At 73.1% G+C, this 25733-nt stretch carries 27 protein-coding genes; 10 read left to right on the plus strand and 17 right to left on the minus strand.

Features of this window, described 5'->3' with window-relative positions; all coding sequences use genetic code 11:
• Positions 1 to 172: 172 nt before the first annotated feature.
• Positions 173 to 1795, minus strand: coding sequence for an ADP-ribosyltransferase domain-containing protein (locus ACEPPI_RS20035; RefSeq protein WP_373916598.1), 1623 nt, complete (start codon positions 1793 to 1795; stop codon positions 173 to 175).
• A 225-nt stretch (positions 1796 to 2020) separates the two neighbouring features.
• Between ACEPPI_RS20035 and ACEPPI_RS20040 the strand changes: the two genes are divergently transcribed.
• On the plus strand, positions 2021 to 2698 hold the full coding sequence (locus tag ACEPPI_RS20040) for a macro domain-containing protein (protein WP_373916599.1): 678 nt from the start codon (positions 2021 to 2023) through the stop codon (positions 2696 to 2698).
• An 88-nt stretch (positions 2699 to 2786) separates the two neighbouring features.
• Positions 2787 to 3167 carry a hypothetical protein gene (locus ACEPPI_RS20045; RefSeq protein WP_373916600.1) on the plus strand — a complete coding sequence of 127 codons (381 nt, stop codon included), beginning with the start codon at positions 2787 to 2789 and terminating at the stop codon, positions 3165 to 3167.
• Between the two features lie 191 nt (positions 3168 to 3358).
• On the opposite strand, the gene ACEPPI_RS20050 is transcribed toward ACEPPI_RS20045, so the two are convergent.
• Positions 3359 to 4138 carry a crotonase/enoyl-CoA hydratase family protein gene (locus tag ACEPPI_RS20050; RefSeq protein ID WP_373916601.1) on the minus strand — a complete coding sequence of 260 codons (780 nt, stop codon included), beginning with the start codon at positions 4136 to 4138 and terminating at the stop codon, positions 3359 to 3361.
• Between the two features lie 338 nt (positions 4139 to 4476).
• On the opposite strand from ACEPPI_RS20050, the gene ACEPPI_RS20055 reads away from it, so the two are divergent.
• Positions 4477 to 4740 carry a hypothetical protein gene (locus ACEPPI_RS20055; RefSeq protein WP_373916602.1) on the plus strand — a complete coding sequence of 88 codons (264 nt, stop codon included), beginning with the start codon at positions 4477 to 4479 and terminating at the stop codon, positions 4738 to 4740.
• 39 nt (positions 4741 to 4779) lie between these two features.
• On the opposite strand, the gene ACEPPI_RS20060 is transcribed toward ACEPPI_RS20055, so the two are convergent.
• Together ACEPPI_RS20060 and ACEPPI_RS20065 are read right to left on the minus strand one after the other, a co-directional pair.
• The gene (locus ACEPPI_RS20060; RefSeq protein ID WP_266845971.1) at positions 4780 to 4959 is read right to left on the minus strand and encodes a hypothetical protein; all 180 of its coding nucleotides are present in this window, start codon (positions 4957 to 4959) and stop codon (positions 4780 to 4782) included.
• Positions 4960 to 5047: 88 nt separating this feature from the next.
• Complete coding sequence (locus ACEPPI_RS20065; RefSeq protein ID WP_373916603.1) at positions 5048 to 5410, minus strand: STAS domain-containing protein; 363 nt, start codon at positions 5408 to 5410, stop codon at positions 5048 to 5050.
• A gap of 236 nt (positions 5411 to 5646) precedes the next feature.
• On the opposite strand from ACEPPI_RS20065, the gene ACEPPI_RS20070 reads away from it, so the two are divergent.
• On the plus strand, positions 5647 to 6768 hold the full coding sequence (locus tag ACEPPI_RS20070; protein WP_373916604.1) for an alkene reductase: 1122 nt from the start codon (positions 5647 to 5649) through the stop codon (positions 6766 to 6768).
• A 48-nt stretch (positions 6769 to 6816) separates the two neighbouring features.
• Here the strand turns inward: ACEPPI_RS20070 and ACEPPI_RS20075 are convergent, their stop codons facing one another.
• The 6 genes from ACEPPI_RS20075 to ACEPPI_RS20100 all read right to left on the minus strand — a co-directional run bounded on the left by ACEPPI_RS20075 (position 6817) and on the right by ACEPPI_RS20100 (position 11890).
• Positions 6817 to 7239 (minus strand): CBS domain-containing protein, encoded by a 423-nt coding sequence (locus tag ACEPPI_RS20075; RefSeq protein WP_373916605.1) that lies wholly within the window; start codon positions 7237 to 7239, stop codon positions 6817 to 6819.
• Positions 7240 to 7319: 80 nt separating this feature from the next.
• Positions 7320 to 8165, minus strand: a complete 846-nt coding sequence (locus ACEPPI_RS20080; protein WP_373916625.1) for a class II glutamine amidotransferase — start codon at positions 8163 to 8165, stop codon at positions 7320 to 7322.
• A gap of 231 nt (positions 8166 to 8396) precedes the next feature.
• Positions 8397 to 8588: a CsbD family protein gene (locus ACEPPI_RS20085; RefSeq protein WP_373916606.1), complete on the minus strand. Its 192-nt coding sequence runs from the start codon at positions 8586 to 8588 to the stop codon at positions 8397 to 8399.
• Positions 8589 to 8713: 125 nt separating this feature from the next.
• Positions 8714 to 8836, minus strand: coding sequence for a hypothetical protein (locus tag ACEPPI_RS20090; RefSeq protein ID WP_373916607.1), 123 nt, complete (start codon positions 8834 to 8836; stop codon positions 8714 to 8716).
• A gap of 131 nt (positions 8837 to 8967) precedes the next feature.
• Positions 8968 to 9846 (minus strand): helix-turn-helix domain-containing protein, encoded by an 879-nt coding sequence (locus ACEPPI_RS20095; protein WP_373916608.1) that lies wholly within the window; start codon positions 9844 to 9846, stop codon positions 8968 to 8970.
• A 61-nt stretch (positions 9847 to 9907) separates the two neighbouring features.
• Positions 9908 to 11890 carry an amino acid transporter gene (locus ACEPPI_RS20100; RefSeq protein WP_373916609.1) on the minus strand — a complete coding sequence of 661 codons (1983 nt, stop codon included), beginning with the start codon at positions 11888 to 11890 and terminating at the stop codon, positions 9908 to 9910.
• Positions 11891 to 12196: 306 nt separating this feature from the next.
• On the opposite strand from ACEPPI_RS20100, the gene ACEPPI_RS20105 reads away from it, so the two are divergent.
• On the plus strand, positions 12197 to 12829 hold the full coding sequence (locus ACEPPI_RS20105; RefSeq protein WP_373916610.1) for an AAA family ATPase: 633 nt from the start codon (positions 12197 to 12199) through the stop codon (positions 12827 to 12829).
• Positions 12830 to 12884: 55 nt separating this feature from the next.
• Here the strand turns inward: ACEPPI_RS20105 and ACEPPI_RS20110 are convergent, their stop codons facing one another.
• Positions 12885 to 13826 carry a M56 family metallopeptidase gene (locus ACEPPI_RS20110; protein WP_373916611.1) on the minus strand — a complete coding sequence of 314 codons (942 nt, stop codon included), beginning with the start codon at positions 13824 to 13826 and terminating at the stop codon, positions 12885 to 12887.
• A 14-nt stretch (positions 13827 to 13840) separates the two neighbouring features.
• A complete protein-coding gene (locus tag ACEPPI_RS20115) occupies positions 13841 to 14245 on the minus strand; it encodes a BlaI/MecI/CopY family transcriptional regulator (protein ID WP_373916612.1) in 405 nt (134 codons plus the stop codon).
• A 265-nt stretch (positions 14246 to 14510) separates the two neighbouring features.
• Here ACEPPI_RS20115 and ACEPPI_RS20120 point away from each other — a divergent pair, with 265 nt between their 5' ends.
• Positions 14511 to 15347 (plus strand): undecaprenyl-diphosphate phosphatase, encoded by an 837-nt coding sequence (locus tag ACEPPI_RS20120; protein WP_373916613.1) that lies wholly within the window; start codon positions 14511 to 14513, stop codon positions 15345 to 15347.
• Between the two features lie 30 nt (positions 15348 to 15377).
• On the opposite strand, the gene ACEPPI_RS20125 is transcribed toward ACEPPI_RS20120, so the two are convergent.
• Positions 15378 to 16304 (minus strand): M56 family metallopeptidase, encoded by a 927-nt coding sequence (locus ACEPPI_RS20125; protein WP_373916614.1) that lies wholly within the window; start codon positions 16302 to 16304, stop codon positions 15378 to 15380.
• The gene (locus tag ACEPPI_RS20130) at positions 16301 to 16672 is read right to left on the minus strand and encodes a BlaI/MecI/CopY family transcriptional regulator (protein WP_373916615.1); all 372 of its coding nucleotides are present in this window, start codon (positions 16670 to 16672) and stop codon (positions 16301 to 16303) included. Before ACEPPI_RS20130 ends, ACEPPI_RS20125 begins: the two co-directional genes overlap by 4 nt.
• A 155-nt stretch (positions 16673 to 16827) precedes the next feature.
• On the opposite strand from ACEPPI_RS20130, the gene ACEPPI_RS20135 reads away from it, so the two are divergent.
• Positions 16828 to 17502, plus strand: coding sequence for a DedA family protein (locus tag ACEPPI_RS20135; protein WP_373916626.1), 675 nt, complete (start codon positions 16828 to 16830; stop codon positions 17500 to 17502).
• A 58-nt stretch (positions 17503 to 17560) separates the two neighbouring features.
• Here the strand turns inward: ACEPPI_RS20135 and ACEPPI_RS20140 are convergent, their stop codons facing one another.
• A complete protein-coding gene (locus ACEPPI_RS20140; protein WP_373916616.1) occupies positions 17561 to 18571 on the minus strand; it encodes a GNAT family N-acetyltransferase in 1011 nt (336 codons plus the stop codon).
• Positions 18572 to 18748: 177 nt separating this feature from the next.
• On the opposite strand from ACEPPI_RS20140, the gene ACEPPI_RS20145 reads away from it, so the two are divergent.
• A complete protein-coding gene (locus ACEPPI_RS20145; RefSeq protein ID WP_373916617.1) occupies positions 18749 to 19381 on the plus strand; it encodes a hypothetical protein in 633 nt (210 codons plus the stop codon).
• Between the two features lie 26 nt (positions 19382 to 19407).
• On the opposite strand, the gene ACEPPI_RS20150 is transcribed toward ACEPPI_RS20145, so the two are convergent.
• Complete coding sequence (locus tag ACEPPI_RS20150) at positions 19408 to 20754, minus strand: chloride channel protein (RefSeq protein ID WP_373916618.1); 1347 nt, start codon at positions 20752 to 20754, stop codon at positions 19408 to 19410.
• Positions 20755 to 21045: 291 nt separating this feature from the next.
• On the opposite strand from ACEPPI_RS20150, the gene ACEPPI_RS20155 reads away from it, so the two are divergent.
• Positions 21046 to 22866 (plus strand): glycoside hydrolase family 15 protein, encoded by a 1821-nt coding sequence (locus tag ACEPPI_RS20155; protein ID WP_373916619.1) that lies wholly within the window; start codon positions 21046 to 21048, stop codon positions 22864 to 22866.
• A gap of 13 nt (positions 22867 to 22879) precedes the next feature.
• On the opposite strand, the gene ACEPPI_RS20160 is transcribed toward ACEPPI_RS20155, so the two are convergent.
• Positions 22880 to 24658: a cation:proton antiporter gene (locus ACEPPI_RS20160; protein WP_373916620.1), complete on the minus strand. Its 1779-nt coding sequence runs from the start codon at positions 24656 to 24658 to the stop codon at positions 22880 to 22882.
• A gap of 310 nt (positions 24659 to 24968) precedes the next feature.
• Between ACEPPI_RS20160 and ACEPPI_RS20165 the strand changes: the two genes are divergently transcribed.
• Positions 24969 to 25649 (plus strand): hypothetical protein, encoded by a 681-nt coding sequence (locus tag ACEPPI_RS20165; protein ID WP_373916621.1) that lies wholly within the window; start codon positions 24969 to 24971, stop codon positions 25647 to 25649.
• Positions 25650 to 25733 lie beyond the last annotated feature (84 nt).

Below are 25733 nucleotides of genomic sequence, written 5' to 3' on the forward strand. Positions count from 1 at the left end.
GCTCCGGGCTCGTCCGTGGCAACGGTCCGCAGCGGCCGGTGGCCCTGGTCGTCGAGCTGGGCCAGTTCGCGCTCGTAGTCGACGGCGATGGAGCCGTAGGTTCGTTCCCGTCCTGGAGCACGCCGCGGCGGGCTTCCGCTGGACGTGGTGACCGTACGCCGCCCCCGCCCGCTCAGGAAACGAGGGTCTGCTCGGCCAGCTCGGTCAGCCGTACGGTGCACAGGCCGCCGCGTTCGGTCCTGACGTCCGTCACCTTGAGCTGTGTGCCCGGCGAGAGGATGAACTCCTCCTCGGCCGTGAACGCGGAGAACTCGCGGATGCCCACGGCCCGGAGGGGGACCACCTCGAAGAGCGTCCGCTTGCCGCGGCCGCCGAGGAAGGCCCTGGCCACACCGAGCTCGGGCGTGCAGGAGGACACGCCCCACCAGGTCACCGTGCGGCCGAGCGGGTACTGTGCGCGCAGGTCCAGCGACACCCCGCGCCACAGCGGTTCCGTGCGGACGGGAAGCCGTGACACGGCCGAGAACAGCAGGCGCAGGTAGGGGAGGTACGGGACGACCCTGGACCGGTCCGGGGTGCGCAGGACGGCGTTGATCTCCCGGTAGAAGGCCGACTCGCAGGTGTAGAGGTGGACGGCGGCGATCGCGTCGGCGGACAGGCCGCCGGGCGAGGCCTGCGCCCGTCGCCTGCCGAACTCGTGGGACAGCCCGACGTGCCGGTCGAGGGAGGACAGCAGCTCGGCGACCGGGGCGACGGCCTCGCGGAAGTCCATGAGCGGGGTGTCGAAGACACCGGTGAGGGCGGGGAGGACGAGTCCCTCGTCCTTGACCCCCGCGAGCCGGTCCAGATAAAGCTGGTGCAGCTCCATCGTGGACGCGATGAAGGCGCCCATGCGCGCGGCGACACCGCCGTCGCCGTCCGTCCCGCCGGATTCGCCCGCGGCCTCGTTCCACCCCTTGCTCGGCAGCCAGTCGACCGGGACGGCGCCGACCGACGCGAGCGCCTCGTTCACCAGGGCGAAGTGGTCGCCCTCGCAGAAGACGTCGCCCTGGGCCGCCGGGTTGGGGTGGTCGATGTGCCGGACCTCGACCTCCGGGTACTTCTCCTGGAGGCGCAGGACGACCTTCTTCAGGCTGCGGGCGTGGGCTCCCCACCACGCGAAGACGACGCCGCGGTCCTCCTCGTCGGCGTTCTGTTTGGCCCGGAGGATCTCCTCGACGATCCCCTCGGCGACCGGGCGCCAGAAGGCGGTGTGGCGGTCGGTTCCCGTCGCCCCGTCGGCACTGGCGGTGAGCGCGGCGTTCAGCAGCAGCACGCCCTGCGTGAGCATGGCCTGGAACCACTCCGGCGGCTGGACGGTGTCCCGTTCCCCGAGCAGTGCGCGGACGTCGGCGATGGGGGTCTTCTTCTGGATGCCGTACTTCCACATCGCCGCCGCCTTGATGATGCAGCGGATGCTGACGACCCGGCCGAACTGGCTGTCCTTCCAGTCGTGGAAGGTGTTGTCGAACATGGCTATGCCGGTGGCGCTCTCCGGCCGCGGGTACGGGTTCTGGCCGAAGATCACCACCCTCCACTTGTGCGGCGGGTGGGGCTTGAGCGCCTGGAAGGTGAGTTCGCGGACGGGAACGACCTGCGGGTCACGGCCCGGTCCGATGAAGCCGGCCGCGTCGGGCTGCGCCTCGATGACCGGCTTCAGGAGCGGGAGCCACGGTTCGCCACCGCCTGTGAACAGTTCGGCGAGGGCCAGCGGGTCGTCGGTGCCGGGTTCGGCCGGGACGTTGTCGTCGCGCATGGTGAAGTCACTCCGGATGAGAGAAGCCTGCTGGGGAGGGGCGGCGCCCGCCGGGGCCGATCCGCTGAAATCCGACGGCAGGCTAACAGCGGCTCCTGACAGTGGCCCCTGACGGCGGCTCCGATCGTGACGGTACGTCACGATCGGGGTTCGCACCGGGCGTTGTCAGTGGGGGGCGCTAACGTCGTGAGCAGTGGAGAATCCGTATCTCGATGGGAGTGGACCATGGCCGTGGACCTCGCGCAGTCGTCGCTCAGGGTGGTGTTGACCGACCTCAACGCCGAAGTGGTGGAGGCGTGGCGCGCGGCCTTCGCCGACACACCGGGCGTCGAGATCCGCTCGGGCTCGATCCTCGACGAGGTGGTCGACGCGTGGGTCAGTCCGACCAATTCCCGGGGTCGGATGGACGGCGGGGTCGACGCGGCCGTCAAGCGGCACCTGGGGGCGGGCATCCAGTTGCGCGTGCAGCGGGCCATCCGTGACGGATTCGGGGGCAGCCTGCCGGTGGGCAGCGCGGTGTGCGTGCCCTCCGGGGCGGTCAATCCGAAGTTCCTGATCTCGACGCCGACGATGGAGACGTCCTCGCAGGACGTGAGCGAGACCCTCAATGTGGCCCTGGCCTGCGCCGCCGCGTTCCAGGCGGTCCACCGGCAGAACGAGCTGGCGCCCGGCAGCATCCGGTCGGTGGCTCTCGTCGGCATGGGCGCCCGGACCGGCCGGGTCCCGGCCGGGGTGTGCGCCAACCTGATGTGGACCGGCCACACGCTCTTCAACGACCACTCCTTCGCGGACTACGAGGACCTGCGCCGCACGGTGATCGCACAGCTCGACGACCTCGAGAACGCTCCGGCCGGAGAGCTCATACGCATCACGCCGCCCCGGGACCCGGCCCGGCGCCCCTGACCACTCCCGACCGCCCCTGACCCCCCTGATCGCCCCTGCCCGCCCGCCGATGCGGCCGGGGACGCGCGGAATCGCCACACGAGGGACAATGGGCACAAATCTGGAGGACGGGGGCGCTGCCATGGACGGCCCTGAGCTTTCCCGGCGGGAGCTGGAGATTCTCAACGGCATCGAGCAGGAGCTGCGCACCGAGCAGCTCCTGGACCGCCGGTTGCGCACCCTGCACCGCGGGCTGCGGCCCTGGTCCTCGGCCCGGGACTGGCCCCGGCGACATTGGCTCGGCGCGTGCACCGCCGTTTTGGGCCTGGTCTGCGCGGTGTTCTTCGTCCGGGCCGTGGTCACCTCCTCCCCCGCCCAGATCTGGGCCTTCTCCGGCCTCTGGGTGCTCACCCTGGTCGGCCTGCTGCTGCTCGTGATCCGCTGGTGTCGCAGAGTGGCCGCCGCGTCGGAGCGGGCGAAGAAGTACTGACGCGGGGACCGGCCCCGCCCAACGGACCGGGAGCACTGCGGATGCCGTGAAAAGGTCCGGCGATCGTCCCCGCGAAGGAGTCGGCACAGGACGGTGCGTCGGCCACGCCCCTACGGTGCCGTGCCCGACCGGCAGGGCGCCAAAGGGGCCGGACCGCTGCCGGGCGGGGGCACCGGGGCCGGCTCCTGCGCTCACTCCTCGAACGAGCCGTGCCGCCCCGCGCCGGCCGCGAACCGGTCGGCGCCGGACCGGGTCTCGCCGGCCCCGAGCGGGACGATCCCGTGCCGGTACTCGGCGGCGAGTGCGTCCGCCTCGCCCAGACCGTGCTGGTCGAGGACCGAGAGGCGGTCGTGGCGCAGGCACAGCTGGGGAAAGCCCGCGATCCGGCGGGCCAGTTCCTCCGCCTCCGGGCGGGAGCGGCCCGACGGGACGATCCGGTTGGCCAGCCCCATGTCGAGGGCCTCGGCGGCGCCGACCGGCCGCCCGGTGAGGATGAGATCCATCGCCCGGCTCTCCCCGATGAGCCGAGGCAGCCGCACCGTGCCGCCGTCGACGAGCGGTACCCCCCAGCGCCGGCAGAACACCCCGAAGACCGCGTCCTCCTCCACGACCCGAAGGTCGCACCACAGGGCCAGCTCCAGGCCACCGGCGACCGCATGGCCCGCCACGGCGGCGATGACCGGTTTGCCCAGCCGCATCCGCGTGGGGCCCATCGGGCCGTCGCCGTCCGGGAGGACCCGGTTGCCGCGCCCGGTACCTACGGCCTTGAGATCGGCTCCCGCGCAGAACGTCCCGCCCTCGCCCCACAGCACGGCGACGGCCGCTTCCTCGTCGGCCTCGAACTCCCTGAAGGCATCCGCCAGTCGGGAAGCCGTCGGACCGTCGACGGCATTGCGCGCCTCCGGCCTGCCGATGACCACCGTGAACACCGGCCCGTCCCGCTCGATCCGCACGGTCGCCTTCTCGTCCACCCCGCACCCCTCCCACGGACGCTGATGATGGGTGATCGTGCCACAGCGAAAGGCCCCGGTCTCCATGAGGAGGCCGGGGCCTTGATCGAGCGCTGGGCAGGCCTTGCACCTGCATTCCCCCACGGGAAGTGGGGTGTCTTTCCTTGGACCACCAACGCCGGTCTCACGGCCGAGGTTCTCGGCCGCAGGAACAATGCCAACCATACACCGGGATCGCACACCGTCAGACGCCCCCCGGAGCAGCACCGTTGCCACCCGGGCGGGTGAAGCCCGCGTGCCGCGGGGCGAGGCTGCCGGGCCCTGCCGCCGCGGCGGCGGGCCGTTCTAGGATCCGTCCCGTGAACCGTGACGACGAGCCCGTCTTCAAGCGCAGCAAGTGGGGGAACCGCTACCACTACAACCCCCACAACCCCCTGGGCCTCGCGCTGATCATCGCCTCGCTGCTCTTCACCGCGACGATGCTGATCCTCATGGCCAACCGGGCCGGCCCGTTCGCGCCGCCCCCCGCGCCCGCGCCGTGGAGCCCGCCGCCGTTCGACCGGTCCTGGCCGCCCCGTCCTACCGCACCGCTGCCGCCCGCACCGTCACAGGAGGGCCGCTGACGTGAGGGACGAGCCCGGGGCGGCGCCCTCGTCAGGTGGTCATCGGGCGGCTCCGGGCGGGTCGTCGTCGGGGTGCAGGCCGAGCATGTCCAGGAGCAGGAGGAGTTCGGCGGGGTCGGTGGCGTGGGCGGCGACCGTGCGGCGGGCGGCCGCGCGGTCGTCTCCGGCACCGCCCGGGGCCAGGAGGGACGGGTCGTCACAGCCGAAAGGATCCTTCATGCCCTCGATGCGACCAGCCCGGCCGCCGGAACGCAGCCGGGCCTGCTCCACCCGGCCCCGTCTCCGACGGCCCGCTCCGGGGCCGGGCCTAACCCAGCGGAGGGACCCCGGCGGCTTCACCCCTGCGGGCACGGGCGCGCTGCTCGACCAGACGGCGGAAGCTCGCGAGACCGTAGCGTTCCCCGGTGGCGGAGCCGGGCCCGGGGATCCGGGCCACCTCGGCCATCAGCTCCTGCGGCTGGCGCTGCCAGCCGACGACGAGCACCCGTAGGCCGAGGCATTCGGCCCTGCGGTGGACGTCGAGGAGGAGCAGCAGGCCGGCGGTGTCCATGAAGGGCACCCCGTGCAGGTCGATCACGACCACCGAGTGACCCTCGGCGACGGCCCACAGGCAGGCCCGCAGCGCCGGCGCGGCGGCGGCGTCGAGGTCGCCGGTCGCGGTGATCGACAACGTACTGCCACGACACCCGGTCTCCGTCACGAACGAGGGCTTCAACCGCGGCCTTCCCTTCCCACCGGCGGCCCCGCGCACGGTCCCGGCGCGGGGGGCCTCCATCCTGGCGCCACCACCACCGCGACGGGCACCAGGCGCGCCCGAACGCCCGCCGGCGCAGGACGGTCGCGGCGGGCCCGCACCCTGCCCCGGACCTTGAACCTGACACCGATGTGAGGTTCTACGGTGCCCGCATGGACCAGACCCAGCAGATCCCCTCCGCATCCCCGCTCTTCGCCCCCGCCCGGCTCGGCGGCCTGGAGCTCCCCAGCCGACTGGTGATGGCGCCGCTCACCCGCACCCGCGCCGGGGCCGACGGGGTCCCGGGCGATCTCATGGTCACCCACTACGCGCAGCGCGCCTCGGCCGGCCTGATCATCGCCGAGGGCACGACGCCGAACGCGGTCGGCCAGAGCTACCCGCACATCCCCGGGATCCACACGCCGGCGCAGATCGCCGGCTGGCGGCGGGTCACCGACGCCGTGCACGCGGCCGGCGGGCACCTGTTCCTCCAGCTCCAGCACAGCGGCCGGGTCGGGCACCCCGACACCAGCGGGCACGTACCGCTCGCCCCGTCCGCGGTGCCGCTCCCGGAACCTCTGCACACCCCGAGCGGGTTCCAGGACGCCGTCGTGCCCCGCGCGATGACGGCGCGGGACATCAGGTCCACGATCGCGGACTTCGCGACGGCCGCCCGCAACGCCGTCTCGGCCGGCTTCACCGGGGTGGAGGTGCACTCCGCCAACGGCCACCTGCTCCACCAGTTCCTCTCGCAGAACACCAACCTCCGCACCGACGGGTGGGGCGGCTCCGTCGAAGGGCGGATCCGGTTCACCGTGGAGGTGGTGCGGGCCGTCGTCGAGGCCGTCGGCCCGGAGCGGGTCGGCGTCCGCGTCTCGCCCGGGGCGACCGTCAACGGTGTGGAGGAGGGCGACACCCAGGAGCTCTACCCCGCCCTGCTCAAGGCCCTGACGGACCTCGATCCCGTCTACCTGCACCAGATCTCCGCGGACCCGGACGAGCCCGTCTTCGCGGAGATCCGCCGGACCTGGGCGGGCACACTGGTCGCCAACCCCGCTCTCACGCGCGAGGAGGTCGCGGCCGACGGGGGCCTGCGGCGGGCCGAACTCCTGCTCGCGGAAGGTGCGGACCTGGTCTCGCTGGGACGGGGCTTCATCGCCAACCCCGATTTCGCGGAGCGCCTGCGCACGGGCGCCCCGCTCAACGAACTGCGTCCCGAGTTCCTGATGCACGTGCACGGCGCCGAGGGCTACAACGACTACCCCGCGCTGGAGCGGACCGCGACGTCCCGGTGACGGCGCGGCGGTGCGCCCGGACCGGCGCCGTGTCCGGTGGCCCCGGGGTCAGGCCTCGGGTTCCGCCGCCGAGATGAACGAGAGGGGCGAACCCGGATCCCGCTCGACTTCGAGGTCACCCAGGGTGACGATGCCGACGAGGCCGCCGTCCTCACCCACCACCGGCAGTCGGCGCAGGGCGTGTCGCCGCATGACCTCGACGGCCCGGTCGACGAGTTCGTCGCGCCCGATCGTGACCGGCTCGGTGCTGCAGATCGCGCCGACCGTCGTATCGGCGGGGCTCCGTTCCTCCGCGAGCGCCCGGACGACGATGTCACGGTCCGTGACGATGCCGCGGAGCCGGCCTCCGTCGAGGACCAGCACGTCCCCGATGGAGGCGTCCCGCATCACCCGCGCGGCCTCCGCCAGTGACGTCTGCCGGTCCACGGTCACCGGATTCCCGGTCATCACCTCGTGCACTCGACGGGTCATCGGACCTCCCGCTGCTGGTACCGGCCCCTGGGCCGGGCGCCTACCCTCCCGCGTACGGGGTAAGCACGCGCCGGGGGACGTCAGGGGAGTTCGGGGACGAAGGGGAGGTAGTCCGTCTCCAGGCTGGAGGGGACCACCACGTAGCTGGCCTCGGGGAGCTCGTTCCACACGCCGTGCAGGTCCCCCAGCGGCTCGGAGACCACGATGCGGGTCGCGTCGGAGATCTCGCTGAGGTATTCGATCTCCGGGTGGAGGTGGCGGACCGTATCGGCGCGGCTGCTGTAGAAGAGCGTCCGGGACGCGCCCTGGCTGGAGTACCGGAAGGCCCAGACCCGCTCGCCGTCGCTGACCGCCACCGTCATCTGGAGCGGTTCGGGCACTCCGTGCTCCTTGCCGAGCCGTTCCACGAGCCCGGCCATCCTGGCCACCGCGCCCGGGGGGTCCTGGTCGAGGCCGAAGGTGACCGCCAGGTAGAACATCACCTCGGAGTCGGTGGACCCCTCGATGCACGGGAAGAGCGCCGGGTCGACCGCCATGCAGAGGTCCCGCTGCAGCCGCTGGAAGTCCGCGATGGCCCCGTTGTGCATCCACAGCCAGCGGCCGTGCCGGAACGGGTGGCAGTTGGTCTGCTGTACGGCCGAGCCCGTGGAGGCCCGTACGTGCGCGAAGAACAGGGGCGATCGGACGTGGGCGGCCAGCTCGCGCAGGTTGCGGTTGTTCCAGGCCGGCGCGACGTCCCGGAAGATGGCCGGTGTGCCGTCTCCGGCCCGGTCCGCGCTGTACCAGCCGATGCCGAAGCCGTCCCCGTTGGTCGCTTCGGCGCCCATGCGGGCGTACAGACTCTGGTTGATCAGGGAGTGCTCCGGACGGTAGAGCACGGCATCGAGCACCATGGGCGAACCCGAATAGGCGAGCCAGCGGCACATGCGCACCATCCCCTTCCGCGGCATGATCCGAGCCTAACTCCGTGACGGCGATCCGCCCTGCGGTACGCCGTCACCGCAGGTGGGTGCGCCGGGACGCCCCGTGGTCGCGACCCGGGGCCGTTCGGCGCGCGTCCGGGGCCACGTACCCTCCGGGCGGCGCCCCGGACGCGGACCGGCCGGGCCCGGCCCCGCGTGCTGGGGCGGGCCCGGCCGGGTCGGGCACGGGGCCTGCTAGTCCTTCTTGCCCCGGAGGCTGTCGGCGGCGCCGCGGGCCTGTTCCTCCGTCTTGGACACGGCCTCCTTCGCCTTCCCCTTGGCCTGGTCCATCTTGCCTTCGCCCTGCATCCGCTCGTTGCCGGTGATCTTCCCGGCCGCTTCCTTGGCCTTGCCCTTGGCCTGGTCCATCTTGCCCTTGTCAGCCATGCGAACTCCTTGACGTGTGGGTCGGTCCAACGCCTGCCAAATTATGCGAGAACCGGACATGTCGCATGGCGAGCGCGGCCCGCCCCCCGTACGGGCCGCGCCCCCCGGGCACGAGAAGGCGAAGGTCAGCTCCCGTTCGGGTCCCCGCCCTCGCGGCGCCTGCGGTTGCGCCGGCCGAGCGTCCCCGCCAGGGCGATCAAGCCCCCCGTGAGCGCTCCGGACACGAGGATGCGCAGCAGGTTCTCCATCGGGTACTCCCCTCTCAGTCAGGTTCACCGGCCCCTGGGCCCGGTGCCTGATCCACTCCGAACGGGGACACTAGCGGCGGACCGGCGGCCTGGCTTGGACGAATTTGACCTCACCCCTCAGCCCTCACCCCTCACAGCGCGAGCGCCCCCTCCGCCACACGGGCCGCCGCCATCCGGCCGGGGGTGGTCCCGGCCAGCGCGCGGAACTCCCGGTTGAGGTGCGCCTGGTCGTAGAAGCCGCAGGCGGCAGTCACGTCCGTGGGGTTCACGCCGTCGCGGGTGAGCAGCCCCACGGCCCGGTGGAAGCGCAGCACGCGGGCGGAGGTCTTGGGCGTCAGGCCGACCTGTTCGGTGAACCGGCGCACGAGGTGGCCCTGGCTCCAGCCCACTTCGGCCGCGATCCGGCCGACGGGGATCGCCCCGCCGGCGCGGGTCAGCAGCCGCCATGCGTGGCCGACCTCGGGCGCGGGGCGCGGCCCGTGATCGAGCCGGGCCGTCAACGCGGTGTCCAGCAAGTCGAAGCGGGCTCCCCAGTCCCCGGTGGCCGCCAGCCGCTCCACCAGGAGGGCGGCCCGGGGGCCGAGGACGTCGGACAGCTCGACCACCCGGTTGGTCAGCTCGCCCATCGGCACGGCGAACAGCCGGAAGGCACCCAGCGGGGTCAGTTCCAGCCGGATCGCCTCCTGGCCGCCGGGGTGGTCGCACACGCGGGGCCCGTCCTCCAGCCCGGCGACGAGCGAGCCGGTCACCGGGCCGGGCGGGCCCGTGTCCCCCAGCCGCCGGATGCGGGTGAACGGCTCGGCCAGGCTGAGCACCACGACGGCCCGGCCCGTGGGCACCAGCCGCACCCGGTAGGGGGACGCCGTCGCCTCCCAGTAGCCGGCGTAGCTGTGCACGAAGGGGCGCAGCGCGGCCGGCCACGGCCGCGTCACCCGCCACCGGCCGCCGACCCTGGTGACGTCGACTCCCCCACCGGTCACGCACGGTCCCGCCTTCGCAACCACCGGCATGTCCCTCTCCTCCCCCGGCCCCTCCGCGTCCGTGCGCGCCGGGCCGTACGCGCCCCGGCCGTCAGTCGCCGACGTGGATGCCGGGGCGGCGGTCCGGGTCGGGCTCGTGCCTGCGGATGATCTCCCTGGTGACCGGGGCCGTATCGCCGCGGCCGAGCAGGAAGTAGCGGAACATGTGCCGCAGCGGGCTGCCCTCCGCCCAGGCGAAGTAGCAGTGCGGCCTGACGCCGGTCGTGTCGCGCAGCGCGAGCAGGATCGCGGCGATGGCGTTCGGCGCGGCCGGCGCCTCGGCGCGCAGGATCCGGTGGCCGTCGACCTCGATGCCGCGCACGGTGAGGGTCTCGCTGAAGTCGGAGGGGTCGACCACGTCGATCTCCAGGAACATGACGTCGGCGGGCCCGGGGACGGGGTTGGAGCGGCGCTGCTCCCGCTCCTTTCCGGCGTATTCGGCGCTGTCCCCGGTCTGTCGGCGGTTGGCGATGATGTTGACGGCGTTGTCGAAGGCGATGGTCTCGGTGACGAACCGGCGGGCCGCCGGGTCGAAGACGATGCTGTCGGCCCGCAGTTCCGTGGTCCGCGAGACGCGGGAGACCAGGGACACGACGATGATGCCCGCGATGAACATGCCCGAGATGGCGAGGCCGTCGGGCTTGTCGACGACGTTGGCCACCAGCGCGTAGAGCAGTACGGCGGTGAGCAGCGTGAAGCCGGCCGCCGCCGCGCGCCGGCGACGGCGCAGGGCGGAGACGGTCACGGCGAAGGCGCCGGAGACCATCATGGCGAGGATGCCGGTGGCGTAGGCGCCGGCCTGGGCGTTGACGTCGGCGTCGAAGGCGACGGTGATGACGACGCAGAGGACCGTGTAGACGAGCACGACCGGTCGCACCGCGCGTCCCCATTCCGGGGCCATCCCGTAGTCCGGCAGGTAGCGGGGCACGATGTTGATCAGCCCTGCCATCGCGGACGCCCCGGCGAACCAGAGGATGAGGATCGTGCTGATGTCGTAGACGGTGCCGAAGGCCTCACCGACGTGTTCGTGGGCCAGCCACGCCAGCGCGCGGCCGTTGGCGCCGCCGCCGGGTTCGAACTCCTTGTGCGGGATGAGGACGGTGGTGACGAAGCTGGCCGCCAGCAGGTAGACGCTCATGATGAGCGCGGCGGTGGTCAGGAGCTTGCGGGTGTTGCGGACGCGCGACCGCAGCCGTTCCTCGGGGTCGGCGCCTTCGGCCTCGACGAGCGGCATCATGCTCACCCCGGTCTCGAAGCCCGAAAGGCCGAGGACGAGCAGGGGGAAGGCCAGCAGGGCCGGGCCCACGACGTCGCCGAGGCCGCCTCCGCCCTCGACGAGCGCGTCCGTCCACGCGGACCAGGCGCCGGGGGTGGTGAACACCTCGACCGAACCGACGCCGATGACCACCGCGTTGAGCAGCAGGAAGACGGCGACGAGGGGAATCGCCACGCTCACCGCCTCGCTGAAGCCCAGCAGGAAGACCCCGCCCAGCAACAGGAGCAGGGCCACGGTGATGGCGACCTCGTGGCCGTGCAGGGCGTGCGGGAAGAACGGGTTCTCCACGATGTGCACGGAGGCGTCCGCCGCGGACAGGGTGATCGTGATGATCCAGGAGGTGGCCACGAAGCCGAGGAGGACCAGGACGAACACCTTGCCGCGCCAGAACGGCAGGAGGTCCTCCAGCATCGCCACGGATCCGGCGCCGTGGGGGCTCTCACCCGTCACCCGCCGGTACATGGGCAGCATGCCGAGCAGCGTGAGACCCACGATCAGGAGGGTGGCGAGGGGTGACACGGCGCCCGCCGCGAGCGCGGCGATGGCCGGCACGTAGGCCAGGCTGGAGAAGTAGTCGACGCCCGTGAGGCACATCACCTTCCACCAGGTGTGCGATTCGCCGTGTCCTTCGCCTGACGTCGACCCGACGGGCTGCACCCGGTGGCGGAGCATCCACCGTCCCAGGCCGCCGTCGGCCTGCGGCCGGAGTGCCGGACTGTCCACCACTTCCGGTATGAGCAGTTCGTCCGTGTCCTTCATGTCCCCCAACAACCTTTCCCGCCCGGCGTTCCGGGCCCGACCCTCGCTGCGCTCGCGGTTCGGCAGCGATCAACGAGTATGAGGGCTGTCGGGGGCCCGCCGAGCCATGATCCGGTCAAGGGTGTCCCACCGCTCCGACACCCGCCGGAGACCCCGGGGGGTGTCGGCGCGACGGCTCGCGTAGTCTCGGGGGCTTCCACGGCTCCCCACTCGAACGGCCCGTCACCTGTGAGCACCTCCCCCGGCACCGAGCACGCGACGGTACGGCCCCCGGGCCGCGGCGGTGGCGGTGGCGGTGGGGCGGGCATGGACGACGGCCCGGCCCGGAAGCCCGCCGGACACCTGGTTCCGCGGGGGGTCGTCGATCTGCGGGGCCGCAACGGCCGGGACGTCACGCTGTCCTACCCGTCCGACGCGGCGGTCGTCGTCGCCGGGCTCCCCGGCAGCGGGAAGAGCACGCTGCTGCGCGCCTGGTCCCCGGCCGCCCTCGTCGTCGATCCCCGCACCACCCGTACCTCCTACGAGGCGCGGCTGCCCGGCTGGCTCCCGTACGCCGTGTACCGGCCGTTGGCGCGACTGGGTCACCTGCGCCGTCTGCGTGCGGAGATACGGGGCGGCGGGCCCCTGCTCGTCCACGACTGCGGCAGCAGGCCCTGGATGCGTCGTTGGCTGGCCCGTACGGCCCTGCGGGCCGGGCGTCCCCTGCACATGGTGGTGCTCGACGTCGGGCCCCGGGAGGCACTGCTCGGTCAGCACGCCCGTCGGCGCGTGACCTCGCGGAGGGTCTTCGGAGTCCATCGGCGGGGCCTTTCGAGGCTGCTGGCCCGCGTCGAGCGCGACGGCCTGCCGGCGGCCTCGGGCATCCGTTCCATGGTCCTGTTCGACCGCGGGCTGAGGGACCGCGTCACCGAGGTGCGGTTCGGCGGCGGCCGGACCTGACGGTTCAGGAGGCCGGACCTGACGGTCCGGAAGTCCCGGTCCGGCAACTCCCCGATCACCCTCCCGCGGCCCTCCTCACCACCTCGTGGAGGTCCTGTACGGCATCGGCGGTGCACAGAGCGGCGGCAGCGACGCAGGCGGCCGCGACGGCCCCGCGCCATCCGCCGCCCTTCGGCGGGGGTGCGAGCAGTGCGGCCACGCGCCGGGGAACGGGCCCCGGCGTCCCGCTCCGCGGGGAGCGGCCCAGCAGCCCCAGGGCCGCCGCGGGCAGTCGGCGCCGGCCTCCCGACTTCCCGGCCGCCAGCGCGGCCTTCCCCACGGTGACGGCGACCCGGCGCCGGTCCCCGGTCGCCTCGGCGGCGGCCTCGTCGGCCCAGCGTTCCAGCGTGTACGCGACCTGCTCCGCGAGCGGTCGCAGCAACGGGTTGAGGGTGACGGCCAGTTGGACGGCCGCGGTGTACAGGTAGTGGTGGCCCCTCAGGTGGGCGCGCTCGTGGGCGAGGAGGACCTCGCGCTCGGCGGCGTCGAGGGACGCCAGCATGCCCGTGGACACCACGATCCGGCCGGGCAGCCCCGGCATCGCGAAGGCGTCCGCGGCGGGCTCCTCCAGGACGACGAGCGGGTCCTGACCGGGGAAGCAGGCGGCTTCCAGGACGGCCGCGCACACCGCCCGCACCCGCCGGTACACGAAGCGGGAACCGGCCACCACGACGACCGGCAGGAGCAGCGCGGCGACGACGGCGACGGAGACCGAGGCGGGATCGTCGCGCTGGAGCACGGCCGGTGACAGCTCGGCCAGTCGGGTGACGACCGGGATGCGGACCAGGCCCGCCAGGGCCAGGAGCCCGAGCACGGTGGTGCTGCCCGCGGCGAGCACCAACGCGCCCCCCGTCAGGAGCATCGTGGCCGGACGCGGGTGCAGGCGGTCGTCCAGCCACCGGGCTCCGGGGGCGGCGAGCAGCGGGAGGAGCAGGGGGAGGTACACGGCGAGGTGCACGGCGGGCCCCGCGCCTACCGGTCCGCGTCGAGGTCGCCGCCCAGCAGGCGGCGCAGCAAGGCCTCGTCCCCGCTGGAGAGGTCGTCGACGAAGCGCGTGAGCACCCGCTCGCGGTCGGGCACCTCTTCCATGGCCTGGTGCATCTTCCGGGCGGCGAATCCCGGTTCGTCCGTGGCGGGAGCGTAGGCGTAGGCGCGGCCGTGCGGCCGCCGGGTGAGCATGTGCTTGTCGTACAGGCGGGTCAGGATCGTCACCACCGTGCTGTACGCCAGGTCACCGCCCATGCACTCCAGCACCTGACGGGGCGTGAGCGGACCGGGGGCCGACCGGAGTACGGCCAGAACCTCGGCCTCGCGTTTGCCGTTGGCCAGGCGACGGTCCCCTTCGTGCGCGGTACCGGCGTGTTCGTGCCCGTCCAATGTTGGCCGCCTCCTCGGTCATCCTCTACAGTCACCCTCGTCTTCTACACGCGCGTAGAAGACGAGGGTCTTCCCCGAGTGTGCCACGAGCTCCCTTCACCCATGACCCCCGCCGTCCCCTGCGGCGCGACGACAGGAATCCCGTGCACCCACCACCAGGACGCCCCCGGCGACCCGCGCGGGCCGCGCGGCCCGCCCTCGGCCTCGGGCACCGGCCCTCTCCAGCCTCCGCCGCTCCATCCAACCAACCCCAGGGACGGACCCATTGAGCACCATCGGCATCGGTCAGGCAGCCATTCTCGGCATCGTCGAGGGGGTGACCGAGTTCCTGCCGGTCTCCTCCACCGGGCATCTGAAGATCACCGAGGGCCTGATGGGCATTCCGGTGGACGACAAGGCCGTCGTCGCGTTCACCGCCGTCATCCAGGTCGGAGCCATCGCCGCGGTGCTGGTGTACTTCTTCAAGGACATCGTGCGGATCGTGAGCGCGTGGGGGCGCGGCCTGACCAACCGGGAGGAGCGCTACCACCACGACTACAAGTTCGCCTGGTGGGTCATCTTCGCCACCGTCCCCATCGTGGTCGTGGGCCTGGCCGCCAAACCGCTCATCGAGAGCACCCTGGCCTCCCTGTGGGTGGTCGCCGGGTCCCTGATCGTGGGCAGCGGCCTGATGTGGGCGGCCGACCAGATGGGCCGGCACAAGCGCGGCGAGGACGACACCGGCTTCAAGGACGCCATGCTGGTGGGCTGCTCCCAGATCCTCGCCCTGCTCTTCCCCGGCTTCTCCCGCTCCGGCGCCACCATGTCGACCGGCCTCATCCTCGACCTCGAACGCGTCGCCGCGACCCGCCTCTCCTTCTTCCTCGGCATCCCCGCCCTGACCGGCGCGGGCCTGTACGAGCTCAAGGACGCCGTCGGCGCCGGCGTCGACATGCTCCCGCTGGCCGTCGGGACCGTGGTGTCCTTCGCGGTCGCCTACGCCTCGATCGCCTGGCTGCTCAAGTTCGTCGCCAAGCACTCCTTCAACGCCTTCGTCGTCTACCGGATCGTCATCGGCGTCCTGCTCTTCGGTCTCCTCGGCACCGGCGTCCTGGCCGCCTGACGGCGCGGGGCGCCCGGCCGCCCCGGCGGCCTACTCCCCCTGGGCGATCTCGACGCCCCGGTGCAGCCAGACGGCACCGGACAGGGCGGACGTCCCGGCCGTCGTGCACAGCAGGGCCACGGCCAGGAGCACCGGGGCGACCCACCGGACGGGGGCGTGGCCGAGCAGGGCCTTCACCCGGGCGGGGACCGGACCGGTGACCGCTCCGGCGGCGAGTACGGATCCCCCGGGGCGCCGGCCGCCACGGGTGGCGGCCAGGGCCGCGCGCCCCACCGCGCGCGCCGTGAGGGTCCGGCTGCCGATGACCCGTGCCGCGGACTCGTCCGCGGCGCGTTCGGCCGCGAACCGCACCTGGGGCACGACGGCGGCCAGGGCCGGGTGGCACCATCCGGCGAGCTGGGCGACGGCGAGGAAGAGGTGGTGGCGCGCGGCGAGGTGGGCGCGTTCGTGGGCCAGGAGCGCCTCGCGCTCGCACGGGTCCAGGGAACGCAGCATGCCGCTGGTGACCACGATCCGGCCCGGACCCGTCAGGCCCGGCAGGGCGTAGGCGTCCGGGCGGGAGTCCTCCAGTACGCACAGCCCTCCGACCTGCGGGAGGTGCGCGACGTCCCCGTGGGCTCCGCGCAGGCGCTTCGCCTCGGACAGCCCACGCCGGACCACGGTCACACCGGTGACCGCCACGATCCCCGCGGACAGCGCCGAAATGCCGAGGGCCACGGGCGCCGGACCGGCCTGGAGCGGCCGGATCAGGTGCAGGAGGGCGGCCAGCGGCGCGATCGCCAGGGCGAGGGGCAGCAGCAGGACGCCCAGGCAGGCCACGACCGCGACGGCGAGCGCGGCGGTGGCCGCGGTGACCGTCCAGAGCGCCGCCTCGGGCCTCACCCGGGCCGCCGCGCGCCGGGCGAGCGGCGGCAGGATCCAGGGCAGTACGAGGGGGACGAGAAGGAGGACGATCACTGTCCGCCTCCCTCCAGCAGCCGCCTGAGCTCCGCCTCGTCGTCGGAGCTCAGCCCTTCGACGAACCGGGCCAGGACAACGCTGCGGTCGCCGTCCTGGTCGAGCTCGCGGTGCATCCGGCGAGCCGTCATGCCGTGCGCGTCCTCCAGGGGGAAGTACAGGAAGCCCCGCCCGCCCGGACTCCGGCCGATGACGCCCTTCTCGTACAGCCGGGCGAGCAGCGTCGCCACCGTGGTCCGGGCCAGCGGCTGCGGTATCGCCGCCCTGACCTGCGCCGCCGACCGCGGTTGACCCGCGGCCCACAGGGCAGCCAGAACGCTTGACTCCAGCTCGCCGGCCGGCCGGCGTTCGCTCGCGCTGTCCACCACGGAAGTTTCCTCTCACGGAGTCGTCTACGGCGGGGTAGACCGACTACTGTTCTGTAGACGCCGAGATGGGCCGGCCGCACCCGCGGCGGTCCGGAAGCCTTTCGCCCACGGCTGTGAGCCCCACCCCGACCTCCATTATCGATGGGACCGTGCCGATGCCCCTCGCCCAGCTCGCCGCACCCGCGCCGGTGCACCTCGCCGTGAACCTCCTCGACGCCCAGTCCCTGCTCGCCGCGTTCGGGACGGTCGGCATCGCGGTCGTCCTGTTCGCCGAGACCGGCCTGCTGATCGGGTTCTTCCTGCCCGGCGACTCGCTGCTCTTCACGGCCGGCCTGCTGTGCGCCGGCTCGGCCACCACCACCGGGCACCTCTCGCTGCCCTGGGTGCTGCTCGCCTCGGCCGTCGGCGCCCTCGCGGGCGCACAGACCGGCTACCTGCTGGGCCGGAAGGCGGGCCCCGCCTTCCTGACCCGGACCGGGTCCCGCAAGATCGGCGAGGGCGCCGCCCGCGCGGCGGAGATCCTCCAGCGCTACGGGTACGCGAAGGCCATCGTCCTGGCCCGGTTCCTGCCCATCGTGCGGACCGTGCTGAACCCCCTGGCCGGGATCCTGAACGTACCGGCGCGCACCTTCGCCCTCTGGCAGGTCCTGGGAGGTCTGCTGTGGACCACCGGCCTCGTCCTGGCCGGGTACGCGCTCGGCTCCTCCGTACCCGACGTGGACCGCTACCTCCTGCCGATCATCGCGCTCATCGTCGCCGTCTCCCTCGTCCCCGTCGGCCTGGAACTGCGGCGCTCCCGCCGCGCGGGCCGCGCCGACGAAAGCGTGTGACACCCACCCCCACGGAAGGAGCGGCGGCGGTCCGGATCGTGATGGAGGACGTCCCGGATCACCTCTGCGGCGAGGGCGTCACCGTCCTCGTGCGGTGCGACCGGGCCGGGGGCCGGTAGACGAACCCGGACAAGGGCGAGAGGACCTTCCAGCCGAGCGCTTCGTAGAGCGCCCGGCCCTGGACGGTCGCGCCCAGGATGCCCGTGGTCGCTCCGCTCTCGATGGCCGCGTCGGTGAGGGCGGCCATCACCACCGTCCCCAGGCCGAGGCGCCGGTGAGCCGGTTCGGTGACGATCTGGTCGAAGACGCAGGCGGTACCGGCCAGACCGGTCCGGCCGCACGCGGCGGGTTCCCCGTCGGCGCTCAGGACGCGCACCAGGGTGACGCCGTCGGCGGTCTCGACGGTGACGGTGTACCCGTCCGGCGCCCGCACGGGCGACGGGCGCAGGTCGACGGCCATCAGGAAGCAGTGATCGGTCGGCTCCCACGCGGACGGGAACCAGGGTTCCATGTCGCCCGGTGGGAGGAACGCCTTGACGCACGTGCCGGGCTCGGTGATCGTGCCGATGAGCCCGCGGGCGGTTGCGGCATCGGCGTCGAGCAGGACGTGCCGGACCGTGCGGGCCGGCCGGCCGATCTCGACCCGCAGCCCCCAGGGCACATCCACCGGCTCGGACGCCCCTCGGACGACGGCCCATCCCTCGACCCAGGACCGTGCCGTCGCCAAATGATCGCCCATGACCGCCGACCCCTCGGACTCGGCCACCGGGGGACCGGGCGGCTCCGCGAGCATGTCGTCGACGATCAGCAGGCGGGTCTCCGGGAAGCGCTCCGCGATCGCCCCGCTCATCATGGCCACGCCCTGTGGATCGGGCACCTCGCACCGTTCGCGGCTCTCCGCGTCCGGCCATCGCGCGTACGCCACCCACGTGCCGTCGTCCGCCCGGTGCAGGCGCGAGCCGTAACTGCCGCACCGGGCGTGGATCGCGGCCGTCACCCGCCGCCAACCATCCTTGAACTGCTGCTCCTTGCCCTCGTGGAGCCGCCACCGGTAGACCACTGCGAACATCGCGGAATCCCCCCTCGTCACGTAACACCTCGTCACGTTTCAGCAGACCCTAGGCGATCGCCCGAACCGGCGGGACGGCCGGGAACACCACCGCCCCGGTGATCATCAATGGCGACGGGTGAGGCAGAATCCAGAGCGCCGGACAGACCGGCCGAACGACGAACAGGAGCGGGTCCGTTGAGCGAGGGCGGGCGTGAACAAGCCGAGGCGTTCCTGCGACCCGGGGAGCGGCTCATCGCCTGGTGCTCCTACGGACTGGGGCCGGGCGTGCCGACCCCTCCCGAGTCGCTGCTCCCGCCGCCCGAGCCCTCCGAGCTCCAGCGGCGGATCGAGGGAAGGCTGCCCGGGCCCCTGAAGCAGCTGGCCAAGGCGCGTGTGCTCGACCCCCGCCGGTCGAGGCCGGCCGCGGCGGCGGACGCCATCGACCGGATGCCGGACGCGGTGGACAACTTCGGCAACCGGTTGATGCACGGGAGGAGCATGGAGGGCGGCTGGCAGAGCGCGGCCGGACGCTTCGTCATCTCCCGGGCCGGCGCGCGCGGCTCGGTCACCGGTGTGCTGGCCGTCACGGACCGGCGCTGGTACGCCCTGAGCGACGTCTCACAGCTGTGGCAGATGACGCCGGTGATGAAGCAGTACTGGGAAACGCCCCGATCGGCCGTCTCCGCCCTGCGCGCCAAACCGACGGGCGTGCTCCAGAAGGGACGCATGGACATCGAGTTCACGGACGGCTCCTGGGTCGCCCTCGTCGCCTCGGTGTCCCGCGACGCGGCACCCTTCGTCGCGGCCTCCGCCCGCTATCCGGGCTGAGCGATGCTCCGGTCCCGGACCGCCGTTCACGGGGACGTCGGGAGAGTCGGGGGCGTCGGGGGCGTCGGGGCGGGGGTCAGTCTGAGTGAGAGGACGTAGGAGACCACCACCGCGACGATCACGAGCGGCATCACGGTGATCCCCTCGGTTCCCATCAGGATGGTGGCCAGCAGCACGGAGGTCATCGGCAGTTTCAGCATCGCCACGCACATCGCCCCGACGCCCATCGCGAAGCCGGACGTCACGTCCAGCCCGGGGAGGTGGGCCAGGGCCAGACCGACCGCGGCTCCCACGAACATCGACGGGAAGACCGGGCCGCCGCGGAAGGCGCCGAGTGCGAGGCCGTAGGCGACGGACTTGCACACCAGCAGGACCACCAGGGCCCCCGCCGTGTATCCGGCCTGGCCCGCCAGCAGCGGACCGAGGGCGCTCTGCCCCGAGTAGAGCACCTCGGAGGCCTCCCGGCCGGTGGTCTCGGCGTACACCAGGGCGGCCACGCCCATGAGCACACCGGCCAGCACGGTGAGCGGCAGCCGCCGGCGCTCGACCCGGGCCTCCAGGAGCAGGGACGTCCGGTGGAGCGCCGCGCCGAGCAGGGCCGCGGCCACTCCGACGGCCAGTGCCCAGCCGAAGCCCGCGAGGTCGGGGCGGGCGGCGGGCGGTACCTTGCCGAGGACCAGCGAGAACGTGCCGAGGCCGGTCCACGACCCCAGACCGGTGAAGATCAGCGCGCCCACGCCGGCCGCGAGCAGGCCCGGTACCAGGACGATCCCCAGCATCGCGCCGCCGATGCCGGTCACCTCCATCAGGAGGAACGCACCGAGCAGGGGTGAGCCGAGCAGCGTGCTGACGGCCGCGAAACTCCCCGCGGCCCCGAGGACGCCGGTGGTTCCGGCATCGAGGTTGCGCTTCACGGCTCGGACGGCGAACACCGCCAGGCCGCCGCCGAGCGCGATGAGCGGCGCCTCGGGCCCCAGCACCACCCCCGCGCCCAGCGACAGGATCGCCGCGAGCGCGATGCCGGGCAGCTCCGCCGCCGTCGGCGGTCCCTTCGTGACCAGGCCCTCGGCCGGCCGGTGGCCGCCCTCCCCCGGAAGGAACCGGATGGTCAGGGCCACCAGCAGGCCGCCCACGGCGAGCAGCGGGATCGGCCACCACGAGGGCGTTCCGTCGAAGCCCAGCCCCCTCGGCAGGTCGGTGTAGGTCAGCGACTGCAGCTCGGACACGAGCGCGAGGAACCCGAAGGCCACCGCGGAGACCGGGATGCCGAGGAGCGCCGTCATGACCAGCAGCACCACGTACCCGCGGGTGCGGACCAGGGCGAACGCGTCCGGCGGTGTCGCGGTGGGCGGCCCGGCGGGTACGGCCGACATGCGCATCGTCTCCTCAGCTCAGGGATCCACCCGGACACGTCGGGCGACAGGCCTCACGGTGGTCGTATCACGGCACCGGGCCATGTCGGGCGCATACGGTCCGCGACGTCCCGGCGAGTCACCGAACGTCATTCCGACGGCACGCTCCGACCCCGCGCGCCCTGCGTGTCCGGAGCCTGTTCGCACCCCCGCGGACCAGGGCCGACGCCCGGCGCTCCCCGGCTCGCCGGGCGCTTCGGGTGGCGCTGGCCGATAGTGAGTCCAAAGGACCACCCTGACCCGGGGATGCTCATGGACCGCTATCCGCCCATCGCCGAGCACGGACTCATAGGTGACCTGCAGACCGCCGCGCTCGTGACCTCGACCGGCGTCGTCGACTGGTTCGCGGCGCCCCGCTTCGACTCCCCCAGCATCTTCGCCGCCCTGCTGGACCACGACCGCGGCGGCTACTTCCGGATCGCGTCGGCGGACCCGCAGGCCCGCTGCAAACAGCTGTACTACCCGGACACCGCCGTCCTGGTCACCCGCTTCATGTCCCCCGACGGAGTGGGCGAGGTGCTCGACTGGATGCCGCCGCACACCGGCCGTACCCCGGCGGTCCGGCACACCCTGATCCGCACCGTCCGCACCGTGCGCGGCACCGTCCGCTTCGACATGGAGTGCCGCCCCCGGTTCGACTACGGCCGGGCCGCCCACAGCCTGGAGCTGGGCCCCGAGGCCGCCGTCTTCCGGGCGCCGGGCGTCTGCGCGCACCTGCAGAGCACCTTCCCGGTGGAGCGTGACGGCGACGACGTACGGGGCTCCTTCACGCTGAAGGTGGGCGAAGCGGCGGCGGTCGTCCTCACCGTCCGCGGAGCCGACGCGCAGACCCCGCCGCCGCTCTCCGTCGACGGGATCACCCACCAGCTCTGGGAGGCCGCCGACTTCTGGCAGAGCTGGGTCCGCGGCTCCAACTACCGCGGCCGGTGGCCCGACATGGTCAACCGCTCCGCCATCACCCTCAAGCTCCTCACGTACGCGCCCTCCGGAGCCCCGGTCGCCGCCGCCACCATGGGCCTGCCCGAACAGGTCGGCGGCGAACGCAACTGGGACTACCGCTACACCTGGGTCCGCGACGCCTCGCTCTCCGTACGCGCCCTGCTCGACCTCGGGTTCGTCGAGGAGGCCACCGACTTCACGCACTGGCTCGGTGACCGGCTGCGCGAGTCCGCGGGCAGGAACGGCGAACCGCTCCAGATCATGTACCGGGTCGACGGCGAACCGCTGCTGACCGAGGAGATCCTCGGTCACCTGGAGGGTTACCGGGGCTCGGCGCCGGTCCGGCTGGGCAACGCGGCCGCCGACCAGTTGCAGCTGGACATCTACGGAGAGGCGCTCTACGCCCTGTCCGAGGGACACCAAATCGCCGTGCAGGCCGGCTACCAGGGCTGGAAGGTGCTCTCCCGGACGCTGGACTGGCTGGCCGGTTCCTGGGACCGACCCGACGAGGGGATCTGGGAGACGCGCGGCGGCCGCCAGGACTTCACGTACAGCCGGATCATGTGCTGGGCCGCCTTCGACCGGGGCCTGCGGCTGGCGGAGGAGTTCCGCCGGCCCGCCGACACCGAGCGCTGGACGCGGACCCGCGACGACATCCTGTACCAGGTCATGGAGCGCGGCTGGAGCGAGTCCGGCCGGGCCTACGTCCAGCACTACGGCAGCGATGCCGTGCTGGACGCCTCCCTCCTGCTCATGCCCCGGGTCGGCTTCGTGGCGCCCAAGGACCCGTCCTGGCTCTCCACCCTGGACGCCATGGACCGCACCCTGGTCTCCGACAGCCTCGTCTACCGCTACGACCCGGCCGCTTCCCCGGACGGCCTGCGCGGCTCCGAGGGCACCTTCAGCCTCTGCACCTTCCTGTACGTGGACGCACTCGCCCGGGCCGGCCGCCTGCGGCCCGCCCGGTACACGTTCGAGAAGATGCACACCTACGCCAACCACGTCGGTCTCTTCGCCGAGGAGGTGGGCCCCAGCGGTGAGCAACTGGGCAACTTCCCGCAGGCGTTCACCCACCTGTCGCTCATCCTGGCGGCGTGCACCCTCGACGAGGCGCTGGACCGCCAACGCGGCTGAGACCACGGCGGGACTACGCCCGGGACCGCGGCGGGGACGGGGCCCCGGGGGTCAGGAGGATGGCGGTGTCGCCGTCGCCCGGCGTCGGCGGTCCGGCCTCCGTGGCGGCGGCGAGCCGTCCGTCCGGCCGCACCAGGAACAGCGTGTCGTGTCCGGCCGGGACGCCCTCGTCGGCCGGCACGACGACGATGCGGGCGCCGTCCGCGTACCGGTGGGCCAGTTCCGGCCGGTTGAGGCCGGGCCCGAACAGCGCCTCGTTTCCCGTGTACGGGGCGACGACGCCGTGGCCGCTGGTGGGTGGTGCCAGCCGGTGGACGGGGCCCTCCACGGTCTCCTTGAGGGTCATGAACGCGAGGGCGTTGAAGTCGTCCTCGTCGGTGAGCAGCAGGACGTCCGTGATGCCTTCGAGTTCGGCGCCGGCGCCGGTGGCGGCGGCGAGCAGTTCGCCCGGGGCCAGGTCGAGGCCGGCGTCGGTGATGCCGCGCCGTTGGCCGTCGAGGCCGGCCCACATGAGGACGTCCAGGCCCGCGGAGCGCAGGGCGCGCCCGAGCTCGATCACCCAGGGGTCGCCACCGACCAGGAGGGGCCGGGAGCGGGCCGAGCGGCGGACGCCGAGCCGGCGGGCCGCGGGTACCGCCGTCAGGCCGTACACCGTGACGGTGGCGACGATCACCACGAAGGTCGCGGGAAGGATCTTCTGTGCGCCGCCGATGCCGGCCGCGACTAGGGAGACGGAGAAGGTGGAGGCGGTGGCCGCGGCGACGATGCCGCGGGGGGCCATCCAGCCGATGAACCAGCGCTCGCGGTAGGGGAGGTCGGTGCGGGCGGTGCAGAGCAGCGCCACCAGCGGCCGGACGACGAGGACGAGCGCGGCGACCAGCCCCAGGGCGGGCAGTGCCACGTGGCGCAGGGACTGCGGGGTGACGGTGGCCGAGATGGAGATGAACAGCAGGCCGATGACGAGCGAGACCAGCGTCTCGAAGAAGGACCGGCGGGCGGGCATGTCCAGGCCGGGCAGGTTGGCCAGGGCGATTCCCATGACCACGGCTGCGATCAGGCCGGTGTCCTCGCGGAAGGCGTCGCAGGCCGCCGCCACCGAGACCACGGCGGCGAGCTGAACCGTCGTGGCGAGCACCTCGTCGAGGGTGAGGCGGCGCAAAAGCAGCCAGAGCAGGGCCGTGCCGACGGCGCCGCCCGCGAGGCCGACCGCGGCGCTGCCGCAGAACATGGCGAGCTGTTCGGTGAAGCCGTACTGTCCGCTGGCCAGGACGCCGTGGAAGACGAGCGCTCCGAGGATGCCCCCGAGCGGGTCGATCAGGGAGCCCTCCCAGACGAGGACGCGTTGCAGACGCTCCGTGGGGCGGACGAACCGCAGCAGCGGCCCGACGACGGTCGGGCCGCTGACCACGAGGATCGCGCCGAGCATCACGGCGGCGCCCGCCGACATGCCGAGGACGGGGACGGCGATCAGGGCCGCGGCCGCCCCGGTGACGAGGGCGCCGAGCCAGACCAGCCGGACCACGACCGTGCGGGTGTGGCCCTTGAGGTGGCGGAGGTCGAGTCCGAGGCCGGAGTCGTAGAGGATGACCGCGACGGCCAGGGAGACGAGCGGGGAGAACGCGGGACCGAGCAGCTTCTCGGGGTTGACGTCGTCGGTCAGCGTGCCCGCGAGGAATCCGGCCGGCAGCAGCAGGAGGATCGCCGGGACGCGCAGCAGGCTCGCGATCACCTGGCAGCCCACGGCGAGGGCCACGACCAGTCCGATGCCGAGCAGGATCTGACTCGTTGTCATGGCTGGCCTTCCGTGGCGGCGTTCCGTGGAGGCGCCCCGCCCGAGGAGCGCGCCGGCTCCGGCAGGCCGGGGCGGCGGCGCTCCGTGCGCGCCATTGTGACGTGCCGCGACGGCCGGAACGCCGCGGCGGGGATGTGTGCGGGGAGCGTGTCGGTCACCTCGCCGCGCCTTCACCTCGGTCTACGGTGGGAGCCGCGGTCCCGGCCCCCCTGCGTCGGGTGACCGCGGTGGCCGGGGCGGACCGCCCCGCCGCCCCGCCCCCTCGCAGCAGTCTGCCCTGACCGGACACACCCCCTCGGATGCGAACCGTATGAGCGACCCGCACGAGCCGGAGCCCGCACCGCCACCGCCGGTGTACCCCGAGACCCGCTGGCCGATGGCCGCGGCCGTCATCGCCGCCGCGGTGCTGACCCTGCTCCTCCCCGACGACCTGCGGCTCGGACCCCGATGGGCGCTCCCCGCGGCCGAGGGGCTGCTCCTGGTGGCGCTGGTCTCGGGCGACCCCCTCCGGATCAGCCGCCGCTCGTCCGCCTTGCGCGGGGTGTCGGTCGCCCTGGTCGTCGTGCTGGCGTGCAGCACCCTGTGGTCCACCGTCCGGCTGATCGACGATCTCATCCACGGTGGGAACGAGACCGGGTCCGCGTCCGCCCTCCTCCTGGCCGGCAGCAGCGTCTGGGCCTCCACCGTCCTCACTTTCTCCCTGCTGTACTTCGAACTCGACAGCGGCGGACCGGCCGCCCGGGCGCACCACATGCCCCGGACTCCGGCGCTCGCCTTCCCCCAGCAGATCACCCCCGAACTGGCCGGGGCGCAGTGGCGCCCCCGCTACATCGACTACCTCTACCTCGGATTCACCAATTCGACCGCGTTCAGCCCCACCGACGTCATGCCGCTCGCCCCCTGGGCCAAGAGCGTCATGACCGTCCAGTCCGTCATCTCCCTGGCCATCCTGGGTCTCGTCATCGCCCGGGCCGTCAACGTCCTCGTCTGACGGAGCGCCGGACCGACCGCCGGACGGCCGGACGGCGGCGGCGCCGGGCGCCGCCGCCGTCCCCGCGGCCGGGCCGTCAGCCGC

Source organism: Streptomyces sp. AB3(2024), assembly GCF_041862025.1.
Classification (GTDB): domain Bacteria; phylum Actinomycetota; class Actinomycetes; order Streptomycetales; family Streptomycetaceae; genus Streptomyces.